The sequence below is a fragment of the uncultured Demequina sp. genome, assembly GCF_913055775.1.
GTDB lineage: Bacteria > Actinomycetota > Actinomycetes > Actinomycetales > Demequinaceae > Demequina.
This window is the reverse complement of the sequence record NZ_CAJXJX010000035.1, coordinates 1-22,228: the sequence shown is the minus strand read 5'-3', so window position 1 is coordinate 22,228 and position 22,228 is coordinate 1. Positions and strand designations below refer to the sequence as shown.

General features: G+C 70.6%; 22 protein-coding genes and 1 tRNA gene. 9 read left to right on the top strand and 14 right to left on the bottom strand.

Annotation, left to right across the window (positions count from 1 at the left end):
• The coding region (locus tag QZ483_RS05310; RefSeq protein WP_297081946.1) for an LppM family (lipo)protein at positions 1–764 on the bottom strand (764 nt) is incomplete at its 3' end.
• A gap of 85 nt (positions 765–849) precedes the next feature.
• Here QZ483_RS05310 and QZ483_RS05305 point away from each other — a divergent pair.
• The 3 genes from QZ483_RS05305 to QZ483_RS05295 all read left to right on the top strand — a co-directional run bounded on the left by QZ483_RS05305 (position 850) and on the right by QZ483_RS05295 (position 4,602).
• Positions 850–2,694: a cytochrome c oxidase assembly protein gene (locus QZ483_RS05305; protein WP_297081945.1), complete on the top strand. Its 1,845-nt coding sequence runs from the start codon at positions 850–852 to the stop codon at positions 2,692–2,694.
• Positions 2,695–3,399: 705 nt separating this feature from the next.
• Positions 3,400–4,140: a DUF4190 domain-containing protein gene (locus QZ483_RS05300; protein ID WP_297081944.1), complete on the top strand. Its 741-nt coding sequence runs from the start codon at positions 3,400–3,402 to the stop codon at positions 4,138–4,140.
• Between the two features lie 81 nt (positions 4,141–4,221).
• Positions 4,222–4,602, top strand: coding sequence for a DoxX family protein (locus tag QZ483_RS05295; protein ID WP_297081943.1), 381 nt, complete (start codon positions 4,222–4,224; stop codon positions 4,600–4,602).
• A 9-nt stretch (positions 4,603–4,611) separates the two neighbouring features.
• Here QZ483_RS05295 and QZ483_RS05290 read toward each other — a convergent pair whose 3' ends face one another.
• The 5 genes from QZ483_RS05290 to QZ483_RS05270 all read right to left on the bottom strand — a co-directional run bounded on the left by QZ483_RS05290 (position 4,612) and on the right by QZ483_RS05270 (position 10,483).
• A complete protein-coding gene (locus tag QZ483_RS05290; RefSeq protein WP_297081942.1) occupies positions 4,612–5,994 on the bottom strand; it encodes a UTP--glucose-1-phosphate uridylyltransferase in 1,383 nt (460 codons plus the stop codon).
• A gap of 346 nt (positions 5,995–6,340) precedes the next feature.
• Positions 6,341–6,414, bottom strand: a tRNA-Gly gene (locus tag QZ483_RS05285).
• 47 nt (positions 6,415–6,461) lie between these two features.
• Complete coding sequence (locus tag QZ483_RS05280) at positions 6,462–8,960, bottom strand: alkaline phosphatase family protein (protein WP_297081941.1); 2,499 nt, start codon at positions 8,958–8,960, stop codon at positions 6,462–6,464.
• Between the two features lie 11 nt (positions 8,961–8,971).
• Positions 8,972–9,877: an aldose epimerase gene (locus tag QZ483_RS05275; protein ID WP_297081940.1), complete on the bottom strand. Its 906-nt coding sequence runs from the start codon at positions 9,875–9,877 to the stop codon at positions 8,972–8,974.
• A gap of 45 nt (positions 9,878–9,922) precedes the next feature.
• Entirely contained in the window at positions 9,923–10,483 is a 561-nt protein-coding gene (locus tag QZ483_RS05270; protein ID WP_297081939.1) for a hypothetical protein, read from the bottom strand.
• 207 nt (positions 10,484–10,690) lie between these two features.
• Here QZ483_RS05270 and QZ483_RS05265 point away from each other — a divergent pair, with 207 nt between their 5' ends.
• A complete protein-coding gene (locus QZ483_RS05265; RefSeq protein ID WP_297081938.1) occupies positions 10,691–10,969 on the top strand; it encodes a DUF6458 family protein in 279 nt (92 codons plus the stop codon).
• A 107-nt stretch (positions 10,970–11,076) separates the two neighbouring features.
• Here QZ483_RS05265 and QZ483_RS05260 read toward each other — a convergent pair whose 3' ends face one another.
• The 7 genes from QZ483_RS05260 to QZ483_RS05230 all read right to left on the bottom strand — a co-directional run bounded on the left by QZ483_RS05260 (position 11,077) and on the right by QZ483_RS05230 (position 16,580).
• Positions 11,077–12,405, bottom strand: a complete 1,329-nt coding sequence (locus tag QZ483_RS05260; RefSeq protein WP_297081937.1) for an MFS transporter — start codon at positions 12,403–12,405, stop codon at positions 11,077–11,079.
• Positions 12,406–12,557: 152 nt separating this feature from the next.
• A complete protein-coding gene (locus QZ483_RS05255) occupies positions 12,558–13,538 on the bottom strand; it encodes an NAD(P)-dependent alcohol dehydrogenase (protein WP_297081936.1) in 981 nt (326 codons plus the stop codon).
• Positions 13,535–14,542, bottom strand: a complete 1,008-nt coding sequence (locus QZ483_RS05250; RefSeq protein WP_297081935.1) for an NAD(P)-dependent alcohol dehydrogenase — start codon at positions 14,540–14,542, stop codon at positions 13,535–13,537. Before QZ483_RS05250 ends, QZ483_RS05255 begins: the two co-directional genes overlap by 4 nt.
• A 37-nt stretch (positions 14,543–14,579) precedes the next feature.
• Positions 14,580–15,323 (bottom strand): DUF4386 domain-containing protein, encoded by a 744-nt coding sequence (locus QZ483_RS05245; protein WP_297081934.1) that lies wholly within the window; start codon positions 15,321–15,323, stop codon positions 14,580–14,582.
• 98 nt (positions 15,324–15,421) lie between these two features.
• On the bottom strand, positions 15,422–15,649 hold the full coding sequence (locus QZ483_RS05240) for a helix-turn-helix transcriptional regulator (RefSeq protein ID WP_297081933.1): 228 nt from the start codon (positions 15,647–15,649) through the stop codon (positions 15,422–15,424).
• Positions 15,649–16,155: a hypothetical protein gene (locus QZ483_RS05235; protein ID WP_297081932.1), complete on the bottom strand. Its 507-nt coding sequence runs from the start codon at positions 16,153–16,155 to the stop codon at positions 15,649–15,651. The genes QZ483_RS05240 and QZ483_RS05235 overlap by 1 nt, the downstream gene beginning before the upstream one ends.
• Entirely contained in the window at positions 16,155–16,580 is a 426-nt protein-coding gene (locus tag QZ483_RS05230) for a hypothetical protein (protein WP_297081931.1), read from the bottom strand. Before QZ483_RS05230 ends, QZ483_RS05235 begins: the two co-directional genes overlap by 1 nt.
• Positions 16,581–16,832: 252 nt before the next feature.
• Between QZ483_RS05230 and QZ483_RS05225 the strand changes: the two genes are divergently transcribed.
• Both QZ483_RS05225 and QZ483_RS05220 read left to right on the top strand, forming a co-directional pair.
• On the top strand, positions 16,833–18,860 hold the full coding sequence (locus tag QZ483_RS05225) for a GMC family oxidoreductase (RefSeq protein WP_297081930.1): 2,028 nt from the start codon (positions 16,833–16,835) through the stop codon (positions 18,858–18,860).
• A 45-nt stretch (positions 18,861–18,905) separates the two neighbouring features.
• Positions 18,906–19,556, top strand: coding sequence for a DsbA family protein (locus QZ483_RS05220; RefSeq protein ID WP_297081929.1), 651 nt, complete (start codon positions 18,906–18,908; stop codon positions 19,554–19,556).
• On the opposite strand, the gene QZ483_RS05215 is transcribed toward QZ483_RS05220, so the two are convergent.
• Positions 19,553–20,509 (bottom strand): oxidoreductase, encoded by a 957-nt coding sequence (locus QZ483_RS05215; RefSeq protein WP_297081928.1) that lies wholly within the window; start codon positions 20,507–20,509, stop codon positions 19,553–19,555. The two genes, QZ483_RS05220 and QZ483_RS05215, sit on opposite strands and share 4 nt — an antisense overlap.
• Positions 20,510–20,599: 90 nt before the next feature.
• Between QZ483_RS05215 and QZ483_RS05210 the strand changes: the two genes are divergently transcribed.
• The 3 genes from QZ483_RS05210 to QZ483_RS05200 form a co-directional block, all read left to right on the top strand.
• Positions 20,600–21,100, top strand: coding sequence for an SRPBCC family protein (locus QZ483_RS05210; protein ID WP_297081927.1), 501 nt, complete (start codon positions 20,600–20,602; stop codon positions 21,098–21,100).
• 58 nt (positions 21,101–21,158) lie between these two features.
• Positions 21,159–21,497: a metalloregulator ArsR/SmtB family transcription factor gene (locus QZ483_RS05205; RefSeq protein ID WP_297081926.1), complete on the top strand. Its 339-nt coding sequence runs from the start codon at positions 21,159–21,161 to the stop codon at positions 21,495–21,497.
• Positions 21,498–21,516: 19 nt separating this feature from the next.
• On the top strand, positions 21,517–22,228 hold a 712-nt coding region (locus tag QZ483_RS05200), incomplete at its 3' end, for an SRPBCC domain-containing protein (RefSeq protein ID WP_297081925.1).

Below are 22,228 nucleotides of genomic sequence, written 5' to 3'. Positions count from 1 at the left end.
GTCGGGGCCACCGGAGGCTCCTCGGCGGCGGGCTCGACGTCGGCCGCAGGCATCACCATCGAGCCGCTGGCGAGCATGCCCGCCTGGGCCTCTGCCTCGCGAGCCGAGTCCGCATCGTCGCTCTTGCGGCGCGTCGACGTGATCAGCACGATCGCGACGCCGATGCCGATGCCCATCACGCCCAGGACCACGAGGATGATCCACAGGGGGATGCCGCCGCCGTCCGCGGTGGCGGACCCGCGCGCCTCGAGCTGGTCAGGTGCGTTCAGGAGGTCCCAGGTCACCGTGGTGCCCTCGAGGCTGCCGTTGTGTTCGGACACCTCACCCGGGAACGTGACCGACAGCGTGGCCTCGGCGCCGGTCAGTTCCTCGCCGCCCAGGTCCTCGGACGGGTCGGCCGGGGTTCCGGACACGACGAACTCGTCGCCCTCGCGCGTGAAGGCCATGGTCGAGTCCGAGATGTCGTCGAGCGCGATCGAATCGAAGGTCGTCACGGACCCCACGAAGTCCGGCTCGCCGTCGCCGTCCTCGTCCTCGCTCTCGTAGGGCTCGGTGGTCGATCCCTCGATCTCGTCCGCGCTGAACGCGCTGGTGAACTCCTCCTCGCCCATGAGCGCGGCGACCTCGCTGCTCACCGCCATGACGAACTCGCCGGTGGCGGTGTCGTCCTCGTTGAGGGTGATGCTCATCTCGACGCGCAGGCACCCGGCGAGCACGAGGGCGGACACGACGGACATGGCGGCGATGCGCGCGGCGCTCTTCATGGCTTCACTCTCCCACAGCGCGGGCCCGCCTACCAGGCACCCCGGCGCGTGAGGGCGCTTCCTCGCGCGCGCGTACGCTTGAGCCATGCCAGCCGAGACTCTCGTCACCGCGACGGGCGGCATCCGAGACGTGGCGCTGGCGCTCACCGTCGGCGGCCTCATCGCGATCGCCGCGATCCTCCCGTCGGGGCATCGCGCCGTCGCCCGTGCGGCCGCCGTCGCGCGGTGGTCCTCGGTCGCGTGGGCGGTCGCCGCCGTCGCCTACCTGTTCGCCTCTTACGCGTACATCAGGAACGACGCGGTGCCCGCCGAGCGCTTCATCGAGGAGGTCTGGTCCTTCGCGACCACCATCGACCTGGGCCGTGCGTACCTGCAGATGGCGCTCGCGGCCGTGGTTGCGTCGGTGCTCGCCTCGTTCGTGCGCACCCCCTTGGCGGCGGCGTGGTCGCTGGCGCCGGTCGTGTGGGGCCTGGGGTGGCAGGCGCAGACGGGGCATGCGGCCGGAGCCGCCGACCACCACCTCGCGACGTCGGCGATGTTCATTCACATCGCCGCCTCCGCGCTGTGGCTCGGCGTGATCGCGGTGCTGCTGCTCATGAGAGGGCCGTTGGGGGCCGATGCGAAGGTCGCCGTGAGTCGCGGATCGCGCCTCGCGCTGTGGGGCGCCGTGGGCATCGTGGTCTCGGGAGTCGCGAACGCGTGGGTGCGGATGTCCTCCCTCGACGAGTTCGTCACCACGACCTATGGCCGGCTCCTGCTGCTCAAGATCGCGCTCATGTCGCTGGCGATCGCGCTCGCAGCGTGGCACCGGCGCGCGATGCTCCCACGGCTGTCCGATGCGCACGTGCGCGAGCGCTTCTGGCGAGTGATGACCGTGGATGTCGGGGCGCTCGTCGCCGTGGTGCTGGTGGCGGTCGTGCTGTCCGGGACGGCGCCGCCCGTGCCGATCGAAGCTCTCGAGGACCCCACCCCCGCCTACTACCTGACGGGCTACGAACTCCCGCCCGCCCCGAGCGCCCTCAATTGGATCGCGCAGTGGCGCCTCGAGATCATCTCCGCGTTCGCCCTGGGGGCTGCGGCCGTGATGTATGCGCTGTGGGCGGCACGGCTGCGCCGGCGCGGCGACCGGTGGCCGTGGTACCGCACGGCTTCGTTCATGCTCGGCGTCGCGGCCATGGTGTGGATCACCCAGGGCGCCCCGACGGTCTACGGGATGGTGGCATTCAGCGGCCACATGGTCGAGCACATGCTGCTCGTGATGGCCGCGCCGCTGCCGCTCGCCCTGGGGGCGCCCGTGACCCTCGCGCTCCGGGCGCTGCCTGCCCGTACCGACGGCTCCAGAGGCCCACGCGAGTTCCTCCGCGGCGTTCTCGAGTCGCGGCTGCTGCGCTTCCTCGCGAACCCCATTGTGGCTGCGGTCAACTTCGCCGGATCGCTCGTGGTGTTCTACTACTCGCCGCTGTTCGAGTTCGCGCTCAGCAATCACGTGGGCCACCTCTGGATGCTGGTGCACTTCACGCTCGCGGGCTACTTCTTCGCCAATGCGCTCGTGGGCATCGACCCGGGACCGACGCGACCCAAGTACCCGATGCGGATCGTCCTGCTGTTCGCCACGATGGCTTTCCATGCGTTCTTCGGGGTCTCGCTCATGAGCTCGGAGGTTCTCCTCGCTCCGGAGTGGTTCGGACTGATGGGCCGCGACTGGGGCCCCGACGCCATCACTGATCAGCAGTACGGCGGCCAGTTGGCGTGGGGCATCGGCGAGCTGCCGGTGGTCGTCCTTGCCATCGGAGTCGTGATCGCGTGGCGGCGCGCGGACGAGAAGGAGTCGCGCCGCACTGACCGTCAGGCGGAGCGGGACGACGACGCGGAGCTGCGCGCCTACAACGCGATGCTCGCACAGGTGGCCGAGAGAGATCGAGAGTCCTGATCCCCAGGCTTTTCCACAGCCCGACTTCTCCACAGATTTTGTCCACAGGCATGTGAAGTTCGGGTAAACGCCGTGCAATTCCGGTGGAAAACCCTGTGGGCAAAAAGTGGACAGAAAAAAGTCGCCTGCAGGGCTTGCGCGGCCCCGGAGAGGCGAGTACGACTAGTCCCATCGGAACTTCGGTTCCGCACCTCGGAAGGATCGCAAGGTCCGATCGGGGGCCGTATCCGGCAGGTGGCCGGCTCGGGTCAACCGGGTCGTTCTCCCTGGTAGGGCGGCATATGCGGGAGTGAAGTACCGGGCGCTTCGGACAACGTGAGCTCGCGTCGTCGGAGTCCGCTCACGGGTGGATTGCGACGAACTGTGGGTGACGGCACAGGGGCTTGCGGCCCGTAGCGTCGACCCAGAGGTCATCCCTTTTGGGGGTGTCGCCGCATCGTCAATCGCGGCCGTCGTGGTCGGGGAGTTATCCCCAGGTCACGAGAACTCTGCGGTCATGGCAAGGCCCCCCGCACCCTTAATGCGGGGGGCCTTCGCCTTGCCCGGACCTCTCTGCGAGGCCGTTGTCCACACGGTACGTGGCGCGGGCATCAGACGCGGGGAGGACACGCGGCGGCTTGCGACGCTTGCCGCACGCCTGCACCGCTCTGCTCGCTCCCGGAGGTACCTTGAGCCACGAGGGCGATCCCCTCGCAAGGAGGTGTCATGACCGGCGACAAGACGACCGAACCCGAAGGCTCGGGGACCGATCAGGAAGAGGCTCCGTGGGCCGCAGCGATCGGGTCGCCCAGCGCCGCGAGTGCTCCGTCGACGCCGGATGCTGACGACGAGCCGGCGCCCGATGACGAGGCGACCCAGGTCCTCCCGGCCACCGAGGTCGCCGCTGACGAGACCGCGCCCGCGGATGCGGAGGTCGAGGAGCACCACGAGGCCCCGGCGACCGAGTTCGACCGCGAATGGATGGGCATCGCCGCGTACGCCTCCGCGCTGCTGGCGCTGAGCCCCCTCGCGATCATCCTGGGACACCTCGGGCTGTCTGCAGCCAAGAAGGGCCGGGCCCGGCATCGGTCCTTCGCTCTCGCCGCCGTCATCCTCGGGTGGATCGCTCTGATCGCCACCGCCGTGGGCCTGTGGTTCCTCCTCGATGACACGGTCACGCCCGAGGAGATCGACGTGCAGGCGCAGCAGGACGTGAGCGCGGTGGGCGCCGCCGCTGCGACCCTGGCGGTCGAGACCAACGCGATTCCGGATGTCGCGCAGACCGAGGCGGGGTACGCCGTCGGCGACGGCGAGCTCGAAGCGCACCTCACCACCGCCCACGAGCTGACGTTCACGGGAACTGCGGCTGCGGACTGGTGCCTCGACATCTCTTTCGAGGGCGGCACGGTCAACGCATTCTCGTACACCGCCACGGGAGGCATGGCGGAGGGCGCCTGCGCCGGCTGACCTGAGCGATGCGTCTGCCCAGCGCATAGGCTGGACTTCAGGGCCAGGGCGACCCTGGCCGCGTCGATGGGGAGAAGCGACATGGACATCGCACTCTGGGTCGTACAAGGACTACTGGCGCTCGTGTTCTTTGGCGCCGGCTTCACCAAGCTCAAGGATTCGCGCGAGGTCTACGCGGCGCAGAAGCCGCCCATGACCTCCTATGCCGAACGTATGCCGGTGTGGCTGTTCAAGTTCGTGGGGGCTGCTGAGGTCGCGGCGGCGATCGGGCTGATCCTGCCGTGGGCGCTCGACATCGCGCCCGTGCTGACGCCGCTCGCGGCGGCGGGCCTCGTGGTGGTGATGATCGGGGCTTTCGTCGACCACGCGCGCCACGGCGAGACCAAGTCGCTGCCCGTGAACATCCTGCTGGGAGCCTTGGCCCTCTTCGTGGCGCTCGGCCGGTTCCTCGGCTGGGAGTAGCCGCTGGCGTCAGCCTTCGAGCACCGTGCCGTCGCCGATCGTTCCCGGCGCCCCGCTGTCCTCGAGCGCGGCGTCACCGGTGACCACGACATCGGCCCCGAACGTCCAGTCGCCGCCCACAGTGAGCGATGTCGCCGCCTTGAGTGACGGCGAGCCGTGCGGGAAGCGCGCGTCAAACCTCTCCATGGTCTTGTAGTAGCTCGAGTCGAGGTCCACCAGCGGAGCGGCGTCGACCGCGAGGCGCAGCGCACCGTCCTCGTCGAGGCGGTAGGCGTCCGAACGCAGCAGCAGCAGGTCATTGGTGGTCTTGACCGGGAGGAACCGATCGCGGCCCACGACGATCGCGGTCGCGCCCTCGAAGACCTCGATCGCGGCGCCCATCGCGGACTCGATCTGGAAGACCTCCGTCGACGCCTTGTCCGTGGGGTCCACCGTCTTGGTGTTGCGAATGAGCGGCAGGCCCAGCACCGCACCGCGCTCGGTGAGGGCGGCGTGCAGCTTCTCGAGGTCCCACCACAGGTTGTTGGTGTGGAAGAACGGGTGGTGGTGCTCGTCGGTGAAGTAGTGCATCTCCTCCGGCGCGGTCTGTGCGGTGTCGCGCAGAATCAGCTGGCCGTCGGCCTTGCGGATGGCGAGGTGGCCGCCCTTGCGGTCGGCGGCGGTGCGGGAGCAGAGCTCTGCGGCGTAGGGCGCGCCCGACGCGGCGAACCAGCCGGCGATGCGGGCGCTCGGGACGGCGCCCAGGTTGTCCGAGTTCGAGGCGCTGGCGTACTTGTAGCCCGCGTCTAGAAGCGTCTCGAGCACTCCGGAGGACAGCAGCGCGGTGTAGATGTCGCCGTGGCCGGGCGGGCACCACTCGAGGCTGGGATCCTGGGGCCATTCGACGGGCGTGAGGTCGTCGACGCGGAGCTTGGGCTCGCGATTCTGCAGGAAGTCGAGGGGCAGGCCGTCGACCGCGATGTCCGGGTGAGCCGCAAGCGCCTCGAGGGAGTCGTCGCGGGTGCGGAACGAGTTCATCAGCACCAGTGGCAGCGGCGCGCCGGTGGCCTCACGGGCCTTGCGGACCTGGCCTGCGATGAGGTCGAGGAAGCTCTGGCCGTCGCGGACGGGGAGCAGCGACTTCGCGCGGTCCATGCCCATCGAGGTGCCCAGGCCGCCGTTGAGCTTGATGATGACCGTCTTCGAGAGCGCCTCGCGGGCGGCCTCATCGTTGACGTCGACGTCCTCGAGCCGGTCCGGGTTCGTCAGCGGCTCGATGGTGTCCTCGCGGATCAGGCCGGTCGCGCCTGCCTCGAGCTCTCGGTAGTAGTGACTGAAGACGTCGATCGCGGCGTCGCTGACGCCTCCGTCGCGCATCTTCTGCTGTGCCTGGGCGAGTCCTTCAGCGCTCATGGCCTCAGCCTATAGGGGTGCGGTCCCGGCTGGGACCGGTCACAGAGCGGAGTTCACGCGTTGGTCATGCGCCCATCCACGTCCCGCCCGCACACGCGCCCTCCGTTGGGGCACACCCAAACCCAGGTTGGCTCACACCCAGCCTCCATTGGCGCACACGCAGCCGCGCAGATCGACACTCAGCCTCCACTGTGGCGCTCAGAATCGTGTCCCCCATCTGAGCGCGGTGGTGGAGCGTGGCTGTCGATTCTGCGGCGCGAGCGTCTCCTGGTGGAGCCTGAGCGGTGGCGAACCGCAGGGGCGAGCCGCAGGGGCGAACTGCGGCAGAGGCGGCGCGGGGCCGGAGTGGAGCGGGTGACGGGAATCGAACCCGCGCTGTCAGCTTGGGAAGCTGAAGTTCTACCATTGAACTACACCCGCGTGCGCCGCTCGGGTCGCGCTGACCACCGGCGGTGCAGGCCACCATACTAGCCGCGCTCGTCGGGTGCCTCGGCATCGGCGACAAGCGCCTGCCGGTGCCCCAGCTCCTCGAGCCAGCGCACCAACTGACGGTGCACCGCATCGGCGCCGTACAGGCGCCCCCGCGCGTCGACCAGGTCGCGCCCCACCCGCCACCCGGCCGGGTGCACCAGCAGCGGCCGGGTCTGCCAGCCACCCACGCCGCCGTGGCAGCCCACGAGTTCCTCGAACGCAGCGACCTCGTCCAGCACGGGGTCGTAGGTCGAATTGACGTAGATGTCGGGGGCGTCGGGGAACGCGATGGCACGGGCGTAGTCGGGCGCCGTCTGCTCCGGGAAGCCCGCCAGAGGGTCGGATCCCGTGACCACGCCGGTGTGGAGCTCGCGGCTGCCGTGCTCACCCACCGCGATAGGCCCGTCCGGAGTGCGCACCACGGCGAAGCCGATCGCCGGATGCGCCGCCAGCGCGCCCACCAGGCCCGGATGGGCGGCCTCGATCTCCGCCAGGTCGAGCCCGTGGTCCTCATCGGTGAACCAGATGCCGCCCAGGTTCCCGGAGCCGACCACGGCGAGCGACGGTTCCTCCTCGTCGCCCTGCAGGTCGGCCGAGTCGCGCTCATCCGCGCGCGCGATCGCCCGCTCCGCCGCCCGCGCGGACCGCGACCCGCGCCCGGCCAGCTCGCGGACCAGCAGCTCGGCAGGCGCGCCCGCACCCTCACGATCCCGACCCACGGCGATGGCCCGGCCCCCGGTGCGCGCGGCCACGAACTCCTCGAGCGACACCCCGGCGCGCTGCAGGAACGTCGCGCCCTGGCTCTGGCCGTGGTCCGAGACCAGCACGATGTCGTACTCGCGCGCGGCGATCCCCGACGCGGCGAATCGCTCGAGCGTCGCGAGCACGCCGTCGAGTCCGTACAACGACGCGAGCGACTCGGGTCGCGTGACCCCGGCGTGGTGCGCGATCTCGTCGTAGTCCACGAAGTCCACGTAGACCGACTTCGCGCCCTGCGCCATCGCGCCCACCACGAGCGACACATTGAGGTCGCGAAGCATCACGTTGGTGACCCCGCGCAACAGCACGTACGGTCCGCCACGGTGGACACGCGGCTGCACGTCCCGCCGCTCCTGCCGCCGCGCCTGCGCCAGCTCCTTCAGCATCTCGCCCAAGGTCAGCACCAACGCGCGCGAGAACCCGGCCGGGTGGGCGAAGAACGTCGAGTACGCCTCGGACTGCCCCAGTGCGGTGCCCGCGCCGGTCGACGTGCTCATCGTCAGGTGCGAGCGCGGAGCGTCACCGGTGAACAGGTTAGAGATCGCGACGCCGTCGTCCGCGAGCAGCCCGCGACCGTCGGCCACACGCTCCTCGATGATCGCGGCGTCTGCTGGCCTGTTCGCGACCAGCAACCGGCCCAGCTCGCGGTCCCACCATCGGAACGCGGGGATGTTCTCGTTGGACCCATGCAGGATCCCGGCCTGCGAGACTGGCGTGGTCGAGGGCACGCGAGCGGTCCACTCCGTCCAGGTGTGCGAACCGCCGCGGATCCACCGCGAGATCGTCGGCAGGTTGCCCGCCCGCATCTCCGCCTCGAGCAGCGGCGCCGGCACCCCGTCGAGCTGCACCATGATGACGCCGCGCGCGCCATCGGTGGGAATCTCGGACTCGTCGACGGCCATGCGCGACGCGTGCACCAGCAGGTAGTCATCGGTGCCCACCGAGAACGCCCAGGACATGATGGCCGTGAGAATCGCGAACACCCACGACGCCACCAGCGCCCACCACAGCGAGGCGACCTCGATCCCGGGCGCGAGCGCCAGCGCGACCCCCAGGGTGATCGCCTGCGCGAACAGCGCCATGGCGAGAGCGCCACCCCACCCGAAGCGCCCGGCGACGCTCAGCGTCAGCGGTTGGAGGGCCCACGCGACCACCGCGACGGCCGCGCCGGCGAGCGGGATCGCGTACCACTCCTGCGCAGTGACGCCGGGCGTCACGCCGATCGTGATCGCCAGCACCACCACCTGTGCCGCGACCTCTGCGACGCGGCGCCACGGGCTGCGTGTGGTGCGACTGACGGCTCGGCCGATGCGGCGGTCGCGTTCGGACTGGAAGTGGCGGCGGGCGGCAGGGGTCCAGGCGAGAGTGAGCAGAGCGACGTCGACGCCGATGGCGATCAGGCTCGCCGGAAGGCTCGCCTCCGACCCTCGTGCGACGTCGTAGAGGGCACCGAGCAGCGAGAACGCCACGACGACCGTGAGGATCACGCGGGCGCCATTGATGCGCCTCGCCAGCGCGACGCCTATCCCGACCTGCCCCAGCCCCAGGGCCACGAACACGATGCCCAGCGCCACCGCATCGGCGCTCCGCAGGATGTCTGCGGCATTCGTGGACCCGGCCGCGATCAGCAGCGCCCCGAGCAGGACGAAGAACGCGCCGGCGAGCAGCGTGAGCGCGATGAGCGCGATCACGCTCGGCGGCCGGCGCCGCGCGGCGGCGTGGTGCGATTCGGCCACGCGCACCCCCGTCAGCCGCGTGCGGTCAGGGTGAAGGAGGCGGCACGGGTCTCGCCGGGCTGCGCGAGGAACAGGCCGGTGCCGGGAGTGTGCTGCTCGTCCAGGTTGAACGCGTCGTTGGCGTTCGACACCGGCTCGAAGGCGAAGAAGGGCTGGCCCGGCGGGATGTACAGCACCGCGTGCTCGAGCGCCGCGTCCGCGTCCACGTCCACCGTGAGCGCACCCGGCCACTCGATGGTCGCGAGGCGGTCGCCACGGCGGCCCGCGAAGCAGTCGTCGACGAACTCCTGGCCAAGGGGCCGTGCCTCGCGGAAGTCGGCCGCGGGACGGATCTCGCCAGCCTCCGCGTCAGGCATGCAGTCCACGAGGTCGTAGGCCTTGTCGACCTCGACCTGGAGAACGGCGTCGGGGGAGCCGGCCACCGAGCGCAGGAAGTACGGGTGGTGGCCGTACCCTGCCGGGAAGGTCTCGTGGTCGGTGTTGGTGATCGCGTAGGTCCAGCGGAACTCGGAGCCGTCGAGCTCATACGTGAAGCGCGCGTTGAACGTCCAGGGCCAGTTGACGCCGTACACGTCGCGCGAGGTGAACTCGAGCACGATCCGCGTCGCCGTGCGCTCGGCCACGGTCCAGGGGTAGTCCCAACCGGTGCCGTGAATCGCGGTGCCGTCCGGCCAGTTGACGCGCAGCTGGTACGTGCGGCCCGCCCACGCCAGGCGGCCGTTGCGGATGCGATTGGACCACGGCACCAGCGGGTAGGACGACGTCGCGTTGGGGCCGCTCGGGTCCTCGGGGGTGGGGCGCAGCACGTCGTGCCACTCGCCGCCCACCCGGGCCTGTCCAAAGCGCACGGACCCGCCCATCTCAGGGATGAAGCCGATGCGCCAGTGCTCGTTCTCGATGGTCGGTGTGTCGCTCATGGGGCCATTCTTGCGCACCGCCCGCGGCGGCGCGGGGGACCAGTGTCAGCGATCCTGCAGCGAGTCCAGCGCCACCATCATCGCGAGGATCAAGCGCTCGTCGTAGCGGGTGTCCTTGACCGTCACCTTGTACGAGTCGCGGATGCCGAACTTGCGGAACACGGACGCGGCCTCGTTGCCCTCGGGGTCGCGGAAGATGAAGTCGTAGCGCAGGGGCACGCCGAAGCGGCGCGCGATCGCCTTGCCGTCGGACGCCTCGCGCGCCGTGAGCTCGGGCAGCCCGGGCGCCTCGAGGTACCAGGTCGAGTTGATCAGCGACTTGCCGAAGTCCTTGCGGAAGGTGCCGAGCGACGCGCCCTCGGCATCGAAGACGTCCACCACGGAGTTGATGTCCATGACGTTGCGCGCCTTGAAGGTGAACACGATCGCGGACTTGGTGTCGTCCGTGAAGAAGCGCACCTCCTCCTTGAGCTTCATGCGCTTCTGCTGCGCGAAGGCGAACTGCTCGCCGCCCTCGAAGTCCGCGCCGGTGCGGGCGATCTCGTAGCGGTTCACGCCCAAGGTCAGGCGCTGGCGGATGGCGTAGTACTCGGGTGAGTCGCTCATGACACCACGGTAGCCGCGTCCGGGTCGCGGGTCCAGGCCCGAGGAACGCACTGGTGTGAGCGTCGTCCCTGGCAGATGGCAGATGCGCGGGTCTCCCGGGAATTCGCGGCACCCCGAGGGGGTTGGAACCGGTGCAGGCGCCGCCTGGGGAGAGTCCCCGACAACGCTTCATCCGGCGGCGCCTCCGATGAGGTAAGGAGACCATTCATGGCCATCGGTACCGGCATCTTCCTGATCGCGATCGGCGCGATCCTCGCATTCGCTCTCAACGAGAGCGTGGACGCCATCAACCTGTTCCTCGTGGGCTGGATTCTCATGGGAGCGGGAGCGCTCGCGGTCATCATCTCCCTGATCGTCAACGCTCAGAACCGCAAGCACACCACCGTCACGGAGTCGCGCACGGAGTCGCCTCAGCAGGCGAACGCTCCGCAGCAGCAGGGACGCGTGACTGAGCGCCGCGAGGAGTCGGGTGGCCCTGTCGCCTGACCTGCAGCACCGCTCGCGTGAAGGAGCCGTGTCCCCCCTCGGGGGCGCGGCTCTTTCGTGTGCACGACCCGGCACGCGCATCGGCGCTCCGCACTCGCGGCGCGAGCCTACGGCTGGCTCGTGACGTCCACGATCTGCTGCGCGCGCAGCCGAACCAGCGCGTCCTCGCGGGTGCGGCGCTCGTCGGGGTAGCGGAACTCCAGGAGGGGCCTGTGCCGGTGGTACGTGACCTCGAGGTTCCAGTGCCGGATGGACCACATGATCGCGCCCCACGCGACCACGATGGAGGCGATCGCGCCCGCCCCGATCGCCCAGCGCGGGCTGACGTGCTCGCCCACCCAGCCGATGATGGGCGACCCGATGGGCGTCGATCCCATGACGACCATCGAGTACAGGGCCATGACGCGCCCGCGCATGTGCGACGGCGTGGTGGTCTGGATGAAGGCGTTGGCGCTCGTGAGCATCGTGAGCGCGGAGAAGCCCACGACCGTGCACGAGATCAGGTACAGCGGGTACGTGGGCATCGCCGCCATGACCCCGCTCGACAGGCCGAACAGCAGCGCCGCTCCCAGGATCAGTCGCAGCCGGATCTCGGTGCGGCGCGCGGCGAGCAGCGCGCCCGACAGCGAGCCGATCGCGAGCACCGAGCCGATGAGGCCGTACTCCTCGGCGCCCCGGCCGAACTCGATGCGCGCCATCATCGCGCTCGTGAGCTGGAAGTTGAGTCCCAGCATCGCGACGGTCGAGACCACGATCATGAGCACCACGAGCTCGGGTCTGCCGCGCACGTAGCGGAACCCTTCGCGGATCTGGCCGGGCGACCGCCGGGCGCGCTTGAACGGGTTGAGCTCGCGCGTGCGCATCAGGGCGAGCGCGACGATGGTCGCGACGTAGGTGAGGCCGTTGATGATGAACACCCAGCCGCTGCCGATGCCCGCCACCGCGAAACCTGCGACGGCCGGGCCGATCAGCCGAGCCGCGTTGAAGGACGCGCTGTTGAGGCCCACGGCGTTGGGCAGCGACTCCTGCGGCACCAAGGCGCTGACGAAGGTCTGACGCACTGGCATGTCGAAGGCGGCGACCACCCCGAGCGCGAGCGCGAAGGCGTACATGTGCCACAGCTCGATTTGGCCCAGCAGCACGATCGCGCCGAGCGAGACCCCCAGGAACGCGGCCGCGGCCTGGGTGACCACCAGCAGGCGGCGCGGAGCGAAGCGGTCGGCGACGACGCCCGCGAAAGGGCCCAGCACCAGGAACGGGAGGAACTGCAGGGCGGTGACGACCCCGACGGCGACGCCGGAGTCCTCGGTGAGGACGGTCAGCACCACCCAGTCCTGGGCGACGCGCTGCATCCACGTGCCCACGTTGGACACGATCGCGCCGGCGAACCACAGGCGGTAGTTGTAGAAGCCCAGCGAGGCGAACGTGCGGCTCATGAGGAAGGGCCGATGCGGGGGCTGGGCATGTCTCCAACCTAAGCCCCGCGGCACTGCCCCTTATTCCGCGAAATGGGCCCAACTCTCTCGCCTAAGGCCTTAGGCGAGCGAAGTGGGCCCATTTCGCTCGTGTTGGGGGGAGGAGGGACGGGTCAGGGGATCGTCAGCACGACCTTGCCCGAGACGTGCTGGGTCTCGAGGCGTGCGAGGGCTTCCGCGTGCTGTTCGAGGGGGTACGCGCGCTCGAGCATCACCTGCACGTCGCCTGCGGCGATCCAGTCCAGAAAGCGGCCCACCTCGGGTGCGGTGTCGTCCTCGCGTGCTGACACGGTGCGCACCGTCTGCGACACCGTCCACCCCGCGACCACCGACCGGTACATCCCCCACGCAGGCCCCAGCAGCGGCCCGCCGCCCACGCCGCCCGCGGGGGCGTAGATCGCGTCGCTCGCCATGATCCGGCGCAGGCGCCGCAGCGGCGTGGTGGTGACCGTGTCGAACACGATGTCGAAGGTCTCGCCACAGTCCAGAACGGACTCGCGGGTGTAGTCGATGACCCGGTCCGCTCCCAGGCTCGTCACCATCGCGGCGTTCCGGCCCGAGCACACCGCCACCACGCGTGCCGCGCCCAGCATCCGCGCGAACTGCACGGCCATGTGGCCCACGCCGCCCGAGGCGCCGATGATCAGCACGCGTGTGCCCTCCACCCCGAGGGGCTCGAGCCCCAGAAGGGCGGTCAGGGCCGGGATGGGCACGGCCGCGGCGGCCTCGTCGCTGACTCCGGCAGGAACCAGGGCGAGCCGGTTCTCCTTGGTGACGACCGCATCGGCCGCTCCGCCGAACCCGACGAAGCCGCACACCCGGTCGCCCACGGCGAGACGCTCGACACCGGCGCCCACGGCGTCCACCACTCCGGCGACATCCGAGCCCACGATCCGCGAACCCGGCGAGCGCAGCCCGAACGCGAAGCGTGCGAGCCACGGGTCGCCGCGGTAGATGTGCCAGTCGTAGGGGTTGAGGCCCACGGCGGCGACCCGCACACGCACCTCGCCCTCGCCCGGTTCGGGGACCTCCACGTCGTGCTCGAGCGTGTGGGTCTCGGGGCCGCCGTAGCGGCTGTACGTCACGGCCCTCATGGCGTCAGCACCACCTTGCCGCGGGCGTGGCCGGAGGCGACCCGCGCCATGGCCTCGGAGCCGCGGTCGAGCGGCAGCACCTCGTCGATGAGCGGCGTGATCTCGCCGCTGACGAGCCCCGCGCCGATCGCCTCGAGCTTCGCCGTCGACGGGCCCGAGTAGAAGCTGCGGTAGCGGCGGCGCAGCAGGTAGCGCCGGGCGTTTGCGCGCAGCACCCGCATCATGGCGCCGCCGTCCGCACCGTCGAGACCGCTGTTGGGCAGCACCACGCCGGTGGGGGTGGTGAGCGCGTGCAGCGACTCCATGGGCACGGCGCCCACGTTGTCGAAGATGACGTCGAACCAGGCCGGGAGATCGGTGACGGACTCGCGGGTGTAGTCGACGATCGCGTCTGCGCCCAGGGCTCGCACCGCGTCCGCGTTGCGACCCGAGGTGACGCCCGTGACGTGGGCGCCTTGGGCCGTCGCCATCTGGACGGCGAACGAGCCGATCCCGCCTGAGGCGCCCACGATGAGGACGCGCGTGCCCTCCGCGCTGGTGTCGGCCGGCATGCCTGCCGCGTCGAGGCCGTCGCGCGCGGCCAGCGCGGCCATCACGGAGGCGGCGGCATCGGTGGCGCTGACGCCGTCCGGGATGCGCGCGATGCGGTCTGCGCTCGCAGTCGCGTACTGCGCCATCGACCCGCTGGCCGCCTCGCCGAACACGCGGTCGCCGCGGCGCCAGTGCTCGACCTTGGCGCCCACCGCGACGATCTCGCCGGCGACGTCCGTGCCGCGCACCTGGACCTTGGGACGGGTGAGGCCGCCGACGAGCCGGAGCATGCGCGGCCGGCCCCGCATCATGAAGACGTCGGCGGGGTTGAGCGCCGCCGCGTCGACGCGGATGAGGACCTGGTCGGGCCCGGGCGTCGGCACTTGCAGCTCGGCGCTGGCGAGCGAGTCGGCCTCGCCGTACGTCGTGTGGCTGATCGCTGTCATGGTCTGGGGAAGCGTCTGCGTTGTCATGTCGGTCTCCTGATTCGGTGGGCCCGGCGCGGCGCGCTCAGGCACGGGTGGGTGACGGGAGGGGTGAGGGGTCGGAGGTCGGCTCTGCGCTTGCGGCGGGCTTGGCCGCGCGCGGCCGGATGCCCTTCACGAGCAGGTAGCCGATCATCCAGAACTCGCCCGCCGTGGCGGGGAGGGCGAGCGACTCGACCAGCCAGGTGGGGGCATCGTGGATGCCGTAGCCGACCAGTCCGGACAGGAGATAGCCGGCACCGCCGGCGATGAGCAGCCAACCCAGCGCCACCGGGAACCGGCGGGTGGTGACGGCGGCCCAGCCCATCGGGATGAGCCACAGGCCAAAGAACAGGGTGCCCATGCCCCAGGACGCCTCGCTCAGGTGAGCGAGCGTGCCCACGGTGCCCGCCGCATCGGCCCCTCCAAGGATGAAGGGGTCTCCGGCCACCGCGACCGCGCTCGCCATGAAGGCGCCCGAGGCCATGATCGCGGCGGCGTTCATGAGGCCGAACGTCGCCGTCGCGAACGCCGCGATCGGGCGGACGTCGCGCAGCAGGCGGTAGAACCAGACCGCGGCGAGGGCCTGCGTCACGACGATGCCCATCTCGAGCAGCACTGCGGTGGCCGCGAGCTCGGGGCGGTCGGCGAGGTTGCCGAGTGTCTCCGCGGCGTCGTCGGTGAACAGCTGCGGGCGGATGAGCAGGAAGCCGAGCGTCCCGGTGACGGCGAGCCCTAGGTAGGCGGCGCCGGTCGCGCGGGCGGTCCGGACGGTGTCGGTGGTGGTCATGGTTGCTCCCTAGGCACCCTGATTGAGGGTGCACTGACTAGAGGTCACGTGCGGTGACCGTGAGAGTGGTGGGGATCGGGTGCTGCGCGGTGCGCTGCCTAGGCCGACTCCTCCTCGGGGTACTGGAAGACGTCATCGAGCGGGACGGCGAACGCCCGCGCGATCTGGAAGGCCATCTCGAGGCTCGGCGAGTACCGGCCCTGCTCGATGGCGATGACCGTCTGGCGGGTGACGCCGATGCGCTCCGCCAGCTCGGCCTGGGTCATCTCCCCTTGGGCGAAACGCAGCGCCCGGATGGAGTTCGTGACCTTGGTGGAGCGGCCCATCAGAAGCCCCTCCGGTACGCGCGAATGCGCACGAACGCGTCGACCAGCGCGCCCACGAAGCCCGCAAGAAATGCGACGTTGCCGATCCAGAAGGTGTCCGCATCGAGCATCGCGAGAGCCAGGACGGTCAGCAGGCCCGTCGACACCACGCCGTACGTGGCGCGGCTGCCGAGGCGGTTGATCTCCTTGTCGCGCTCGTCCGAGCCGAGCTCGACCTCGGGGTCGCGGCCGCGGGCCGCGAGTCCCACAGCGGAGCCGATCGCCGCGACGATCGAGCCGACGATGGTGCCGACGATCGAGATGCCGATCGCCCACAGCATGGGCGCCACCCAGGACACGTCCTCGATGGGCCCCTCGATGGCGCGCGGGATGACGATCGCGAAGTAGGTGATCGACGTGACGAGGAACACCACCAGGTAGACCCAGACGGCGCGCTCCTCCATGGTCATGGGGCCGGGCTCGTCGTCCTCGGGCATCCGCCACTCGTGGTTCTTGGCCGTGTTCATCAGGCCACCCCCTCGCGGTACATGGCGATCGCCGCTGCGGACGAGACCATCGAGCCCAGGAAGCTCATCACAAACAGCACGTGCGCGACCCAGAAGGCGTCTGCGTCGAGCGCCAGCATGATGAGCGCGATCAGTGCGGACAGGCTCACCAGCCCCGCTCCCGCCGCGTCGGACTTGTCGAGGATCTCGCGGTCCCGAGCGTCGGAGACGAGTTGGCGGCGCACGCGCCAGCGCATGGTGCCGTAGACGATCGCGTAGGCACCGCCGCCGATGGCGACGATCAGCAGCATGGGGCCCTGCCAGGCGACCTCGCTGAAGGGGAGATCGTCGCTCGCCGCGCGGGCGATGACGATGACCCAGTAGGCGCCGAACGCCACGAGGCCCAGCACCATGCCGATCACGGCGTTGCGCTCTTCGAAGGACATCTCTTCTCCGATGTTAAGAGTTCTTGACATCACTAAGGTAAGGCAGCTTTGACACCGTGTCAAGAGTGCTTGACATCACACCTCAGTCCTCCCGACACTCCGAACCACCTTTCCCGCGACACGCCGGTGATCCCGGGCCTGCAGCGACCCTGGCACGGCGTGTCGGCTCGGGAGTGGTTCGTACTGTCGGCGGGAGCGCGGGGGCGGGCCCAGGAAACAATCACGTCACTCAGCGGCCGTAGGCTGACGGTCATGATCGGGGTCGACCGCGAGGCGTTGGCCGTCTGGGCCGACGCGGTGCTCCCTCCGGGCACGTGCCCGGGCGCCAGAGAGGCTGGCACAGCCGCGTGCGTGGCCCGCATCCTCGAGACCGACCACCCCGACTGGCCCGCCCGCTTCAACGCCCTCGCCGCGCGGGCGAGTGCCCTCGATCCCACGACCTTCGCAACGGACCCGGACGCCCAGTGGATCGCGCGGCTCATCGCGCAGGTCCACGTCTCGGGCTCCGGGTCGTGGCGCGACCTGGGCTGGACGGCGGCGCGCACGTCGATCCCGGAGGGGTCGGATCTGCCGGACGAGGTGGTCGCGGCGATCGTGCCGCGATCCGAGCTTCGCGGTCACTATGACGCCGTGGTGATCGGCTCCGGTGCCGGCGGCGGCGTCGCGGCGCAGGAGCTGGTCGAGGCCGGCCGCACGGTGCTGGTCATCGAGCGAGGCGACGCCCCGGCGACCGGGGTGCTCGCGACGGACCACCTCCGCAATCCCCGCTCCGACGCCGGTCTCGACGTCCTCACGGGACCACCGCTGGCGGGCAACCCGCGCGTCGCGGGCGACGGCTCCGTGGTGGCGCCCTCCGACCCCCGTTGGGGCAACAACGCCATGACCCTCGGGGGCGGGACCCGCGTGTACGGCGCGCAGGCCTGGCGCTTCAGTCCTGAGGACTTCCGCATGGCCTCCACCTATGGGGTCCCGGACGGGTCCGCGCTCGCGGACTGGCCCTTCACCTACGACGACATCGAGCCCTACTACGCTCACGCGGAGTTCGAGTGGGGAGTCAGCGGCGCCGCGGGCGACGAGCGCTTCGAGGGCCACCGGTCGAGCCCCTTCCCGCTGCCGCCCATGCCGCGGACGGCCGCCGCGCATCGGCTGCGCGCGGGCGCCGATTCGCTCGGGTGGGCGACGCAGTGCGTGCCGCTGCTCATCAACTCGGAGCCCTATCGAGGCCGGCCCGCATGCCTGCGCTGCTCGCAGTGCGTAGGCTTCGCGTGCCCGGTGGGGGCGAAGGCCGGGTCGCACAACACCACGCTGTGGCGGGCGGCGCGCACGGGACGGCTCACGATCGTGTGCGGGGCCCAGGTGGTGCGGCTCGACACCGACGCGGACGGTCGCGTCGTGGGAGTGCTCGTGCGAGGCGACGACGGCGACGGTCCGTGGGAGCGGTCGGTGCTGGCGGAGGAGTTCGCCCTGGCGGCGGGTGCCGTCGAGACCGCGCGGCTGCTGCTGGCGAGCCCGTCGGCGCGCGAGCCTGCCGGACTCGGCAACGGCCAGGACCAGGTGGGCCGGCACCTCCAGGCGCACGTCTATGCGGGCGCGTTCGGCGTGTTCGCGGACCCGGTCGAGGACGGTCAGGGCCCCGGGCCGGCGATCGCCACCAACGCGTTCCGGCACGGCAACCCCGGCCTGGTGGGCGGCGGGATGCTCGCGAACGACTTCGTGCCCACCCCCGCATCGGCCCTGAGCACGCTCCAGGACGCGGGACTCGTGCCGCGATCGGGAGCCGAGCTGCTGCCCCGCCTGCGCGACCTGATGCCGCGCCTGCAGCGCGTGGTCGGTCCGGTTCAGGAGGTGACGACGGCCGATGCGCGGGTCACGCTGGACTCGACCGTCACCGATGCGCGGGGCATGCCCGTGGCCAGGTTCAGCGGAGACGTCCACCGCGAGGATCTGCGGATGCAGGAGTACCTGACCGACCGCGCCGAGGAGTGGCTGCGCGCGTCGGGCGCCGAGACGGTGGTGCGGCTGCCGCTGCGCTCGCCAGGTTCGGGGCCCAGTGTGGGTCAGCACCAGGCCGGCACATGCCGCATGGGCACGTCCCCCGCGACGAGCGTCCTGGACCCGGCGGGTCGCTTGTGGGGCCACGACAACGTGGTGGTCGTGGATGGGTCAGCGCATGTCACCAACGGTGGCGTCAACCCCGTCCTGACCACGGTCGCGAACGCGTACCGCGTCATGGACCACATGGTGCGCGCGGCGGACCCCGACGATGGCTACGCGATCTGACGGGTCTCAGGGAATCCTCGCCAGGTCCGGCTCGTTGGAACCGGCGTGACTGAGACTCCCGCCGCGCCGGCCGCCGTTCGCATCGACACCTGGGCGGACATCGTCTGCCCGTGGTGCTACGTGGGAGAGGCGCGACTGCGCGCCGCGGCTGAGTCCGGCGACGTGCCCGTCGAGCTGGTGGTGCACGCGTTCGAGCTCGATCCCCACCAGGCGGAGCCCGAGCAGGTGCTGGACATGCTGAGCCGGAAGTACGGCGCCTCGCGTGAGCAGGCGCAGCAGATGGAGGATCGCGTCGCGGGGCTCGCGCGCGACCTGGGGCTTCCGTATTCGAGCGAGAGGGTCACGGCGAACACCTTCGACGCGCATCGGCTCATCGCGGCTGCCGCCGAGGAGGGCCTGGGGCTCGCCGTGCGCGAGGGCATCCAGCGCGGCCACTTCGCGGGCTACGTGGACATCTCGAGCCACGAGTCCCTCGCCGATGCGGCCGAATCCGTGGGCTTCGACCGCGACGACGCGCTGGCCGTGCTGGACAGCGAGGACTACGCAGCCTCCGTGCTCGCGGACGAGTCGCAGGCGCGAGAGTTGGGTGCGACCGGCGTGCCGTTCACCGTGGTGGGCGGGCGCCTCGCGATTCCGGGGTGCGTCGAGACGGAGCAGTACGCCCAGGTGATCGAGCGGGTCGCCGCGGGCGCCTAGCCCGGCAGATCGACTCCCGTCGCCGCCGCCGAGTAGCTCCACAGGCGTGCGGCCTCGTCAGGGTCCGTCGCCCAGTCCTCGACCTGGTCGGCCGCGACCACGTCGCAGTCGGCGAGGTACACGCCTCCCAGCCCAGCGAGCTGTGGGGAGGTTGCTGCCCACGTCGCCGTGGCCGCTCCCGCCTCGACGCTCTTGAAGTGGGGATTGATGCCCCGGCCCTGATCATCGATCCAGCCGCGGTCCACCATCTCCTGGCGCGGCAGGTGGCGCTGCAGCGGCGTGAGGATCGCTCCGGGGTGGAGCGCGAACGCCCGGACGCCGTGATCCCGACCCAGCGCATCGAGATGCACGGCCATGAGCACGTTGGCGGTCTTGGACTGCCCGTACGCGTCCCACGGGTCGTAGTCGCTGGTGAAGTGCAGGTCCTCCCAGCGGATGCCACTGCCGTGATGGGCGTCCGACGACACCATGATCACCCGCGCGCCGCCGTCGACCAGGAGGGGCCACAGCCGTGCGACCAGCGCGAAGTGGCCCAGGTGATTGGTCGCGAACTGCGCCTCCCAGCCGGGGCCCACGCGGGTCTCGGGGCAGGCCATGACTCCGGCGTTGGCGATCAGCATGTCGAGGGGCGTGCCTGCCGCAAGCAGGGCGTCGGCGTAGGCCGCCACCGAGTCCTGGTCGCTCAGGTCCATCGCGGCGACCTCCACCGAGCCGGGGCCATCGATGCCGGCCACCGCATCGGCCGCGACATCCACGCGGCGCGCCGGCACCAGCACGCGAGCGCCGGCGCCCACGAGCGCGCGGGTGATCTCGAGGCCCAAGCCGGAGTAGCCGCCGGTGACGACTGCGGTCGAGCCCTTCAGGTCGAGGCCGGCGAGTACCTCCGCGGCGGTGGTGCGCGCGCCGAAGCCGGAGCCGATCGGAGACTGGGTGGTCGTGAAGCTGCGATCCATGCCCATGACGCTAGGTCTTCGAGCGCACTCGAAGTCAAGCGCGCGCCGCGCTCCGGTTGCGGCGGCGCTCGACGCGAGGACACTGGTGAGATGGACGAGAGCCCCGCACTGCTGCCCAAGGATCAAGGTGTCGTCGAGGACGGCGAGCTCCGATTCGAGCGGACCTACGACGTCTCTGTCACGGAGGTCTGGTCCGCGCTGACCGAGAAGGAGCGCACGGGCGCGTGGGCGTTCGCGACCACGTTCGAGCCGCGCGCGGGTGGGACGCTGACCTTCGACTTCGGTGAGGCCGGAGCGGCCACCGGCGAGGTGATCGCCTGGGAGGAGCCCAGCCTGCTCGAGTACGCGTGGGACGGCCCCGGCGGTCGCTGGCACGTGCGCGCGGAGGTCGAGGAGGCTGGCGACAGCGGCGGTGCGGTGCTGACCTTCGCGCACCTGGCGCCGGACCCGCACTCCGCCGAGTACGCGGCGGGCTGGCACTGGCACCTCGACCGGCTGGGACAGCACCTCGCCGGTGAGACACCAGCAGACGTCCCGGAGGACGAGCACTTCCACGAGCTGCTGCGCCTGTACTCCCAGGCCGGCGGCTGAGAGGGCGACAGCAGAGACCTCTTGACGCACGCATCGGCCCGCAGTAATCTACAACCAAATGGTTGTAGATACTGAACTCACCGACGACGAGGTGGACCGGATCTTCCGGGCCCTCGCCGATGCCACTCGCCGCGACATCGTGAGGCGGACCCTCGACACCGAGGCCTCCGTGTCCGAGCTCGCGGCCGAGTACGAGATGTCCTTCGCGGCGGTCCAGAAGCACGTCGCGGTGCTGGAGGGAGCGGGTCTGGTGACCAAGCATCCCCACGGTCGCGAGCGCAAGGTTCGCGGCAACCCCGAGGCGATCCGCCGGGCCCAGGCCCTGCTGGACCGCTACGAACAGATCTGGCGAGCGCGCATCGGCCGTCTCGACGCGCTACTCGCCGAGGATCAGTAGCCCACGAGAGGTCCCCGCCATGCCCATCACATCCGTCACCAAGGATCCAGAAGCGCTCACCATGACCGTGGTCGCCGACTTCACCGCCACCCGCCAGCGTCTGTGGGAGGCCTACACGGACCCCCGCCAGATCGAGAAGTTCTGGGGCCCGGTCGAGTGGCCCGCGACGTTCCACCGCCACGACGTGTTCCCCGGCGGCCGCAGTCACTACACGATGCATGGCCCCAACGGCGAGGCCTCGTCAGGCTTCTGGGAGTTCCTCGCCGTCACGCCGGGCGAGAGCTTCGAGGTGCGCGACGGCTTCGCGTCCGAGGACGGCGAGGAGAACGCCGACATGCCGACCATGCGCATGACGTTCGTGTTCGAGGAGACCGACGGCGGCTCGCGCCTGACCACCACTACGCACTTCGGCTCCGCTGATCAGCTCCAGCAGCTCCTCGAGATGGGCATGGAGGAGGGCATGACCTCCGCGATGAGCCAGATCGACGACGTCCTCGCGGACCTCGAGTCCTTCGCCGCCGGACGCGGCACCGAGCTCCAGATCCTCTCCGACACCCAGATCCGGGTGAGCCGCATCATCCGCGGCAGCGTCGAGCAGGTCTGGCGGGCGCACCACGAGCCCGAGCTGATGAAGCGGTGGCTGCTGGGTCCCGACGGCTGGGTCATGACCGTGGCGGAGGTGGGCACCGAGGTGGGCGCGCCGTTCCGCCAAGCGTGGGAGCCCGTCGAGG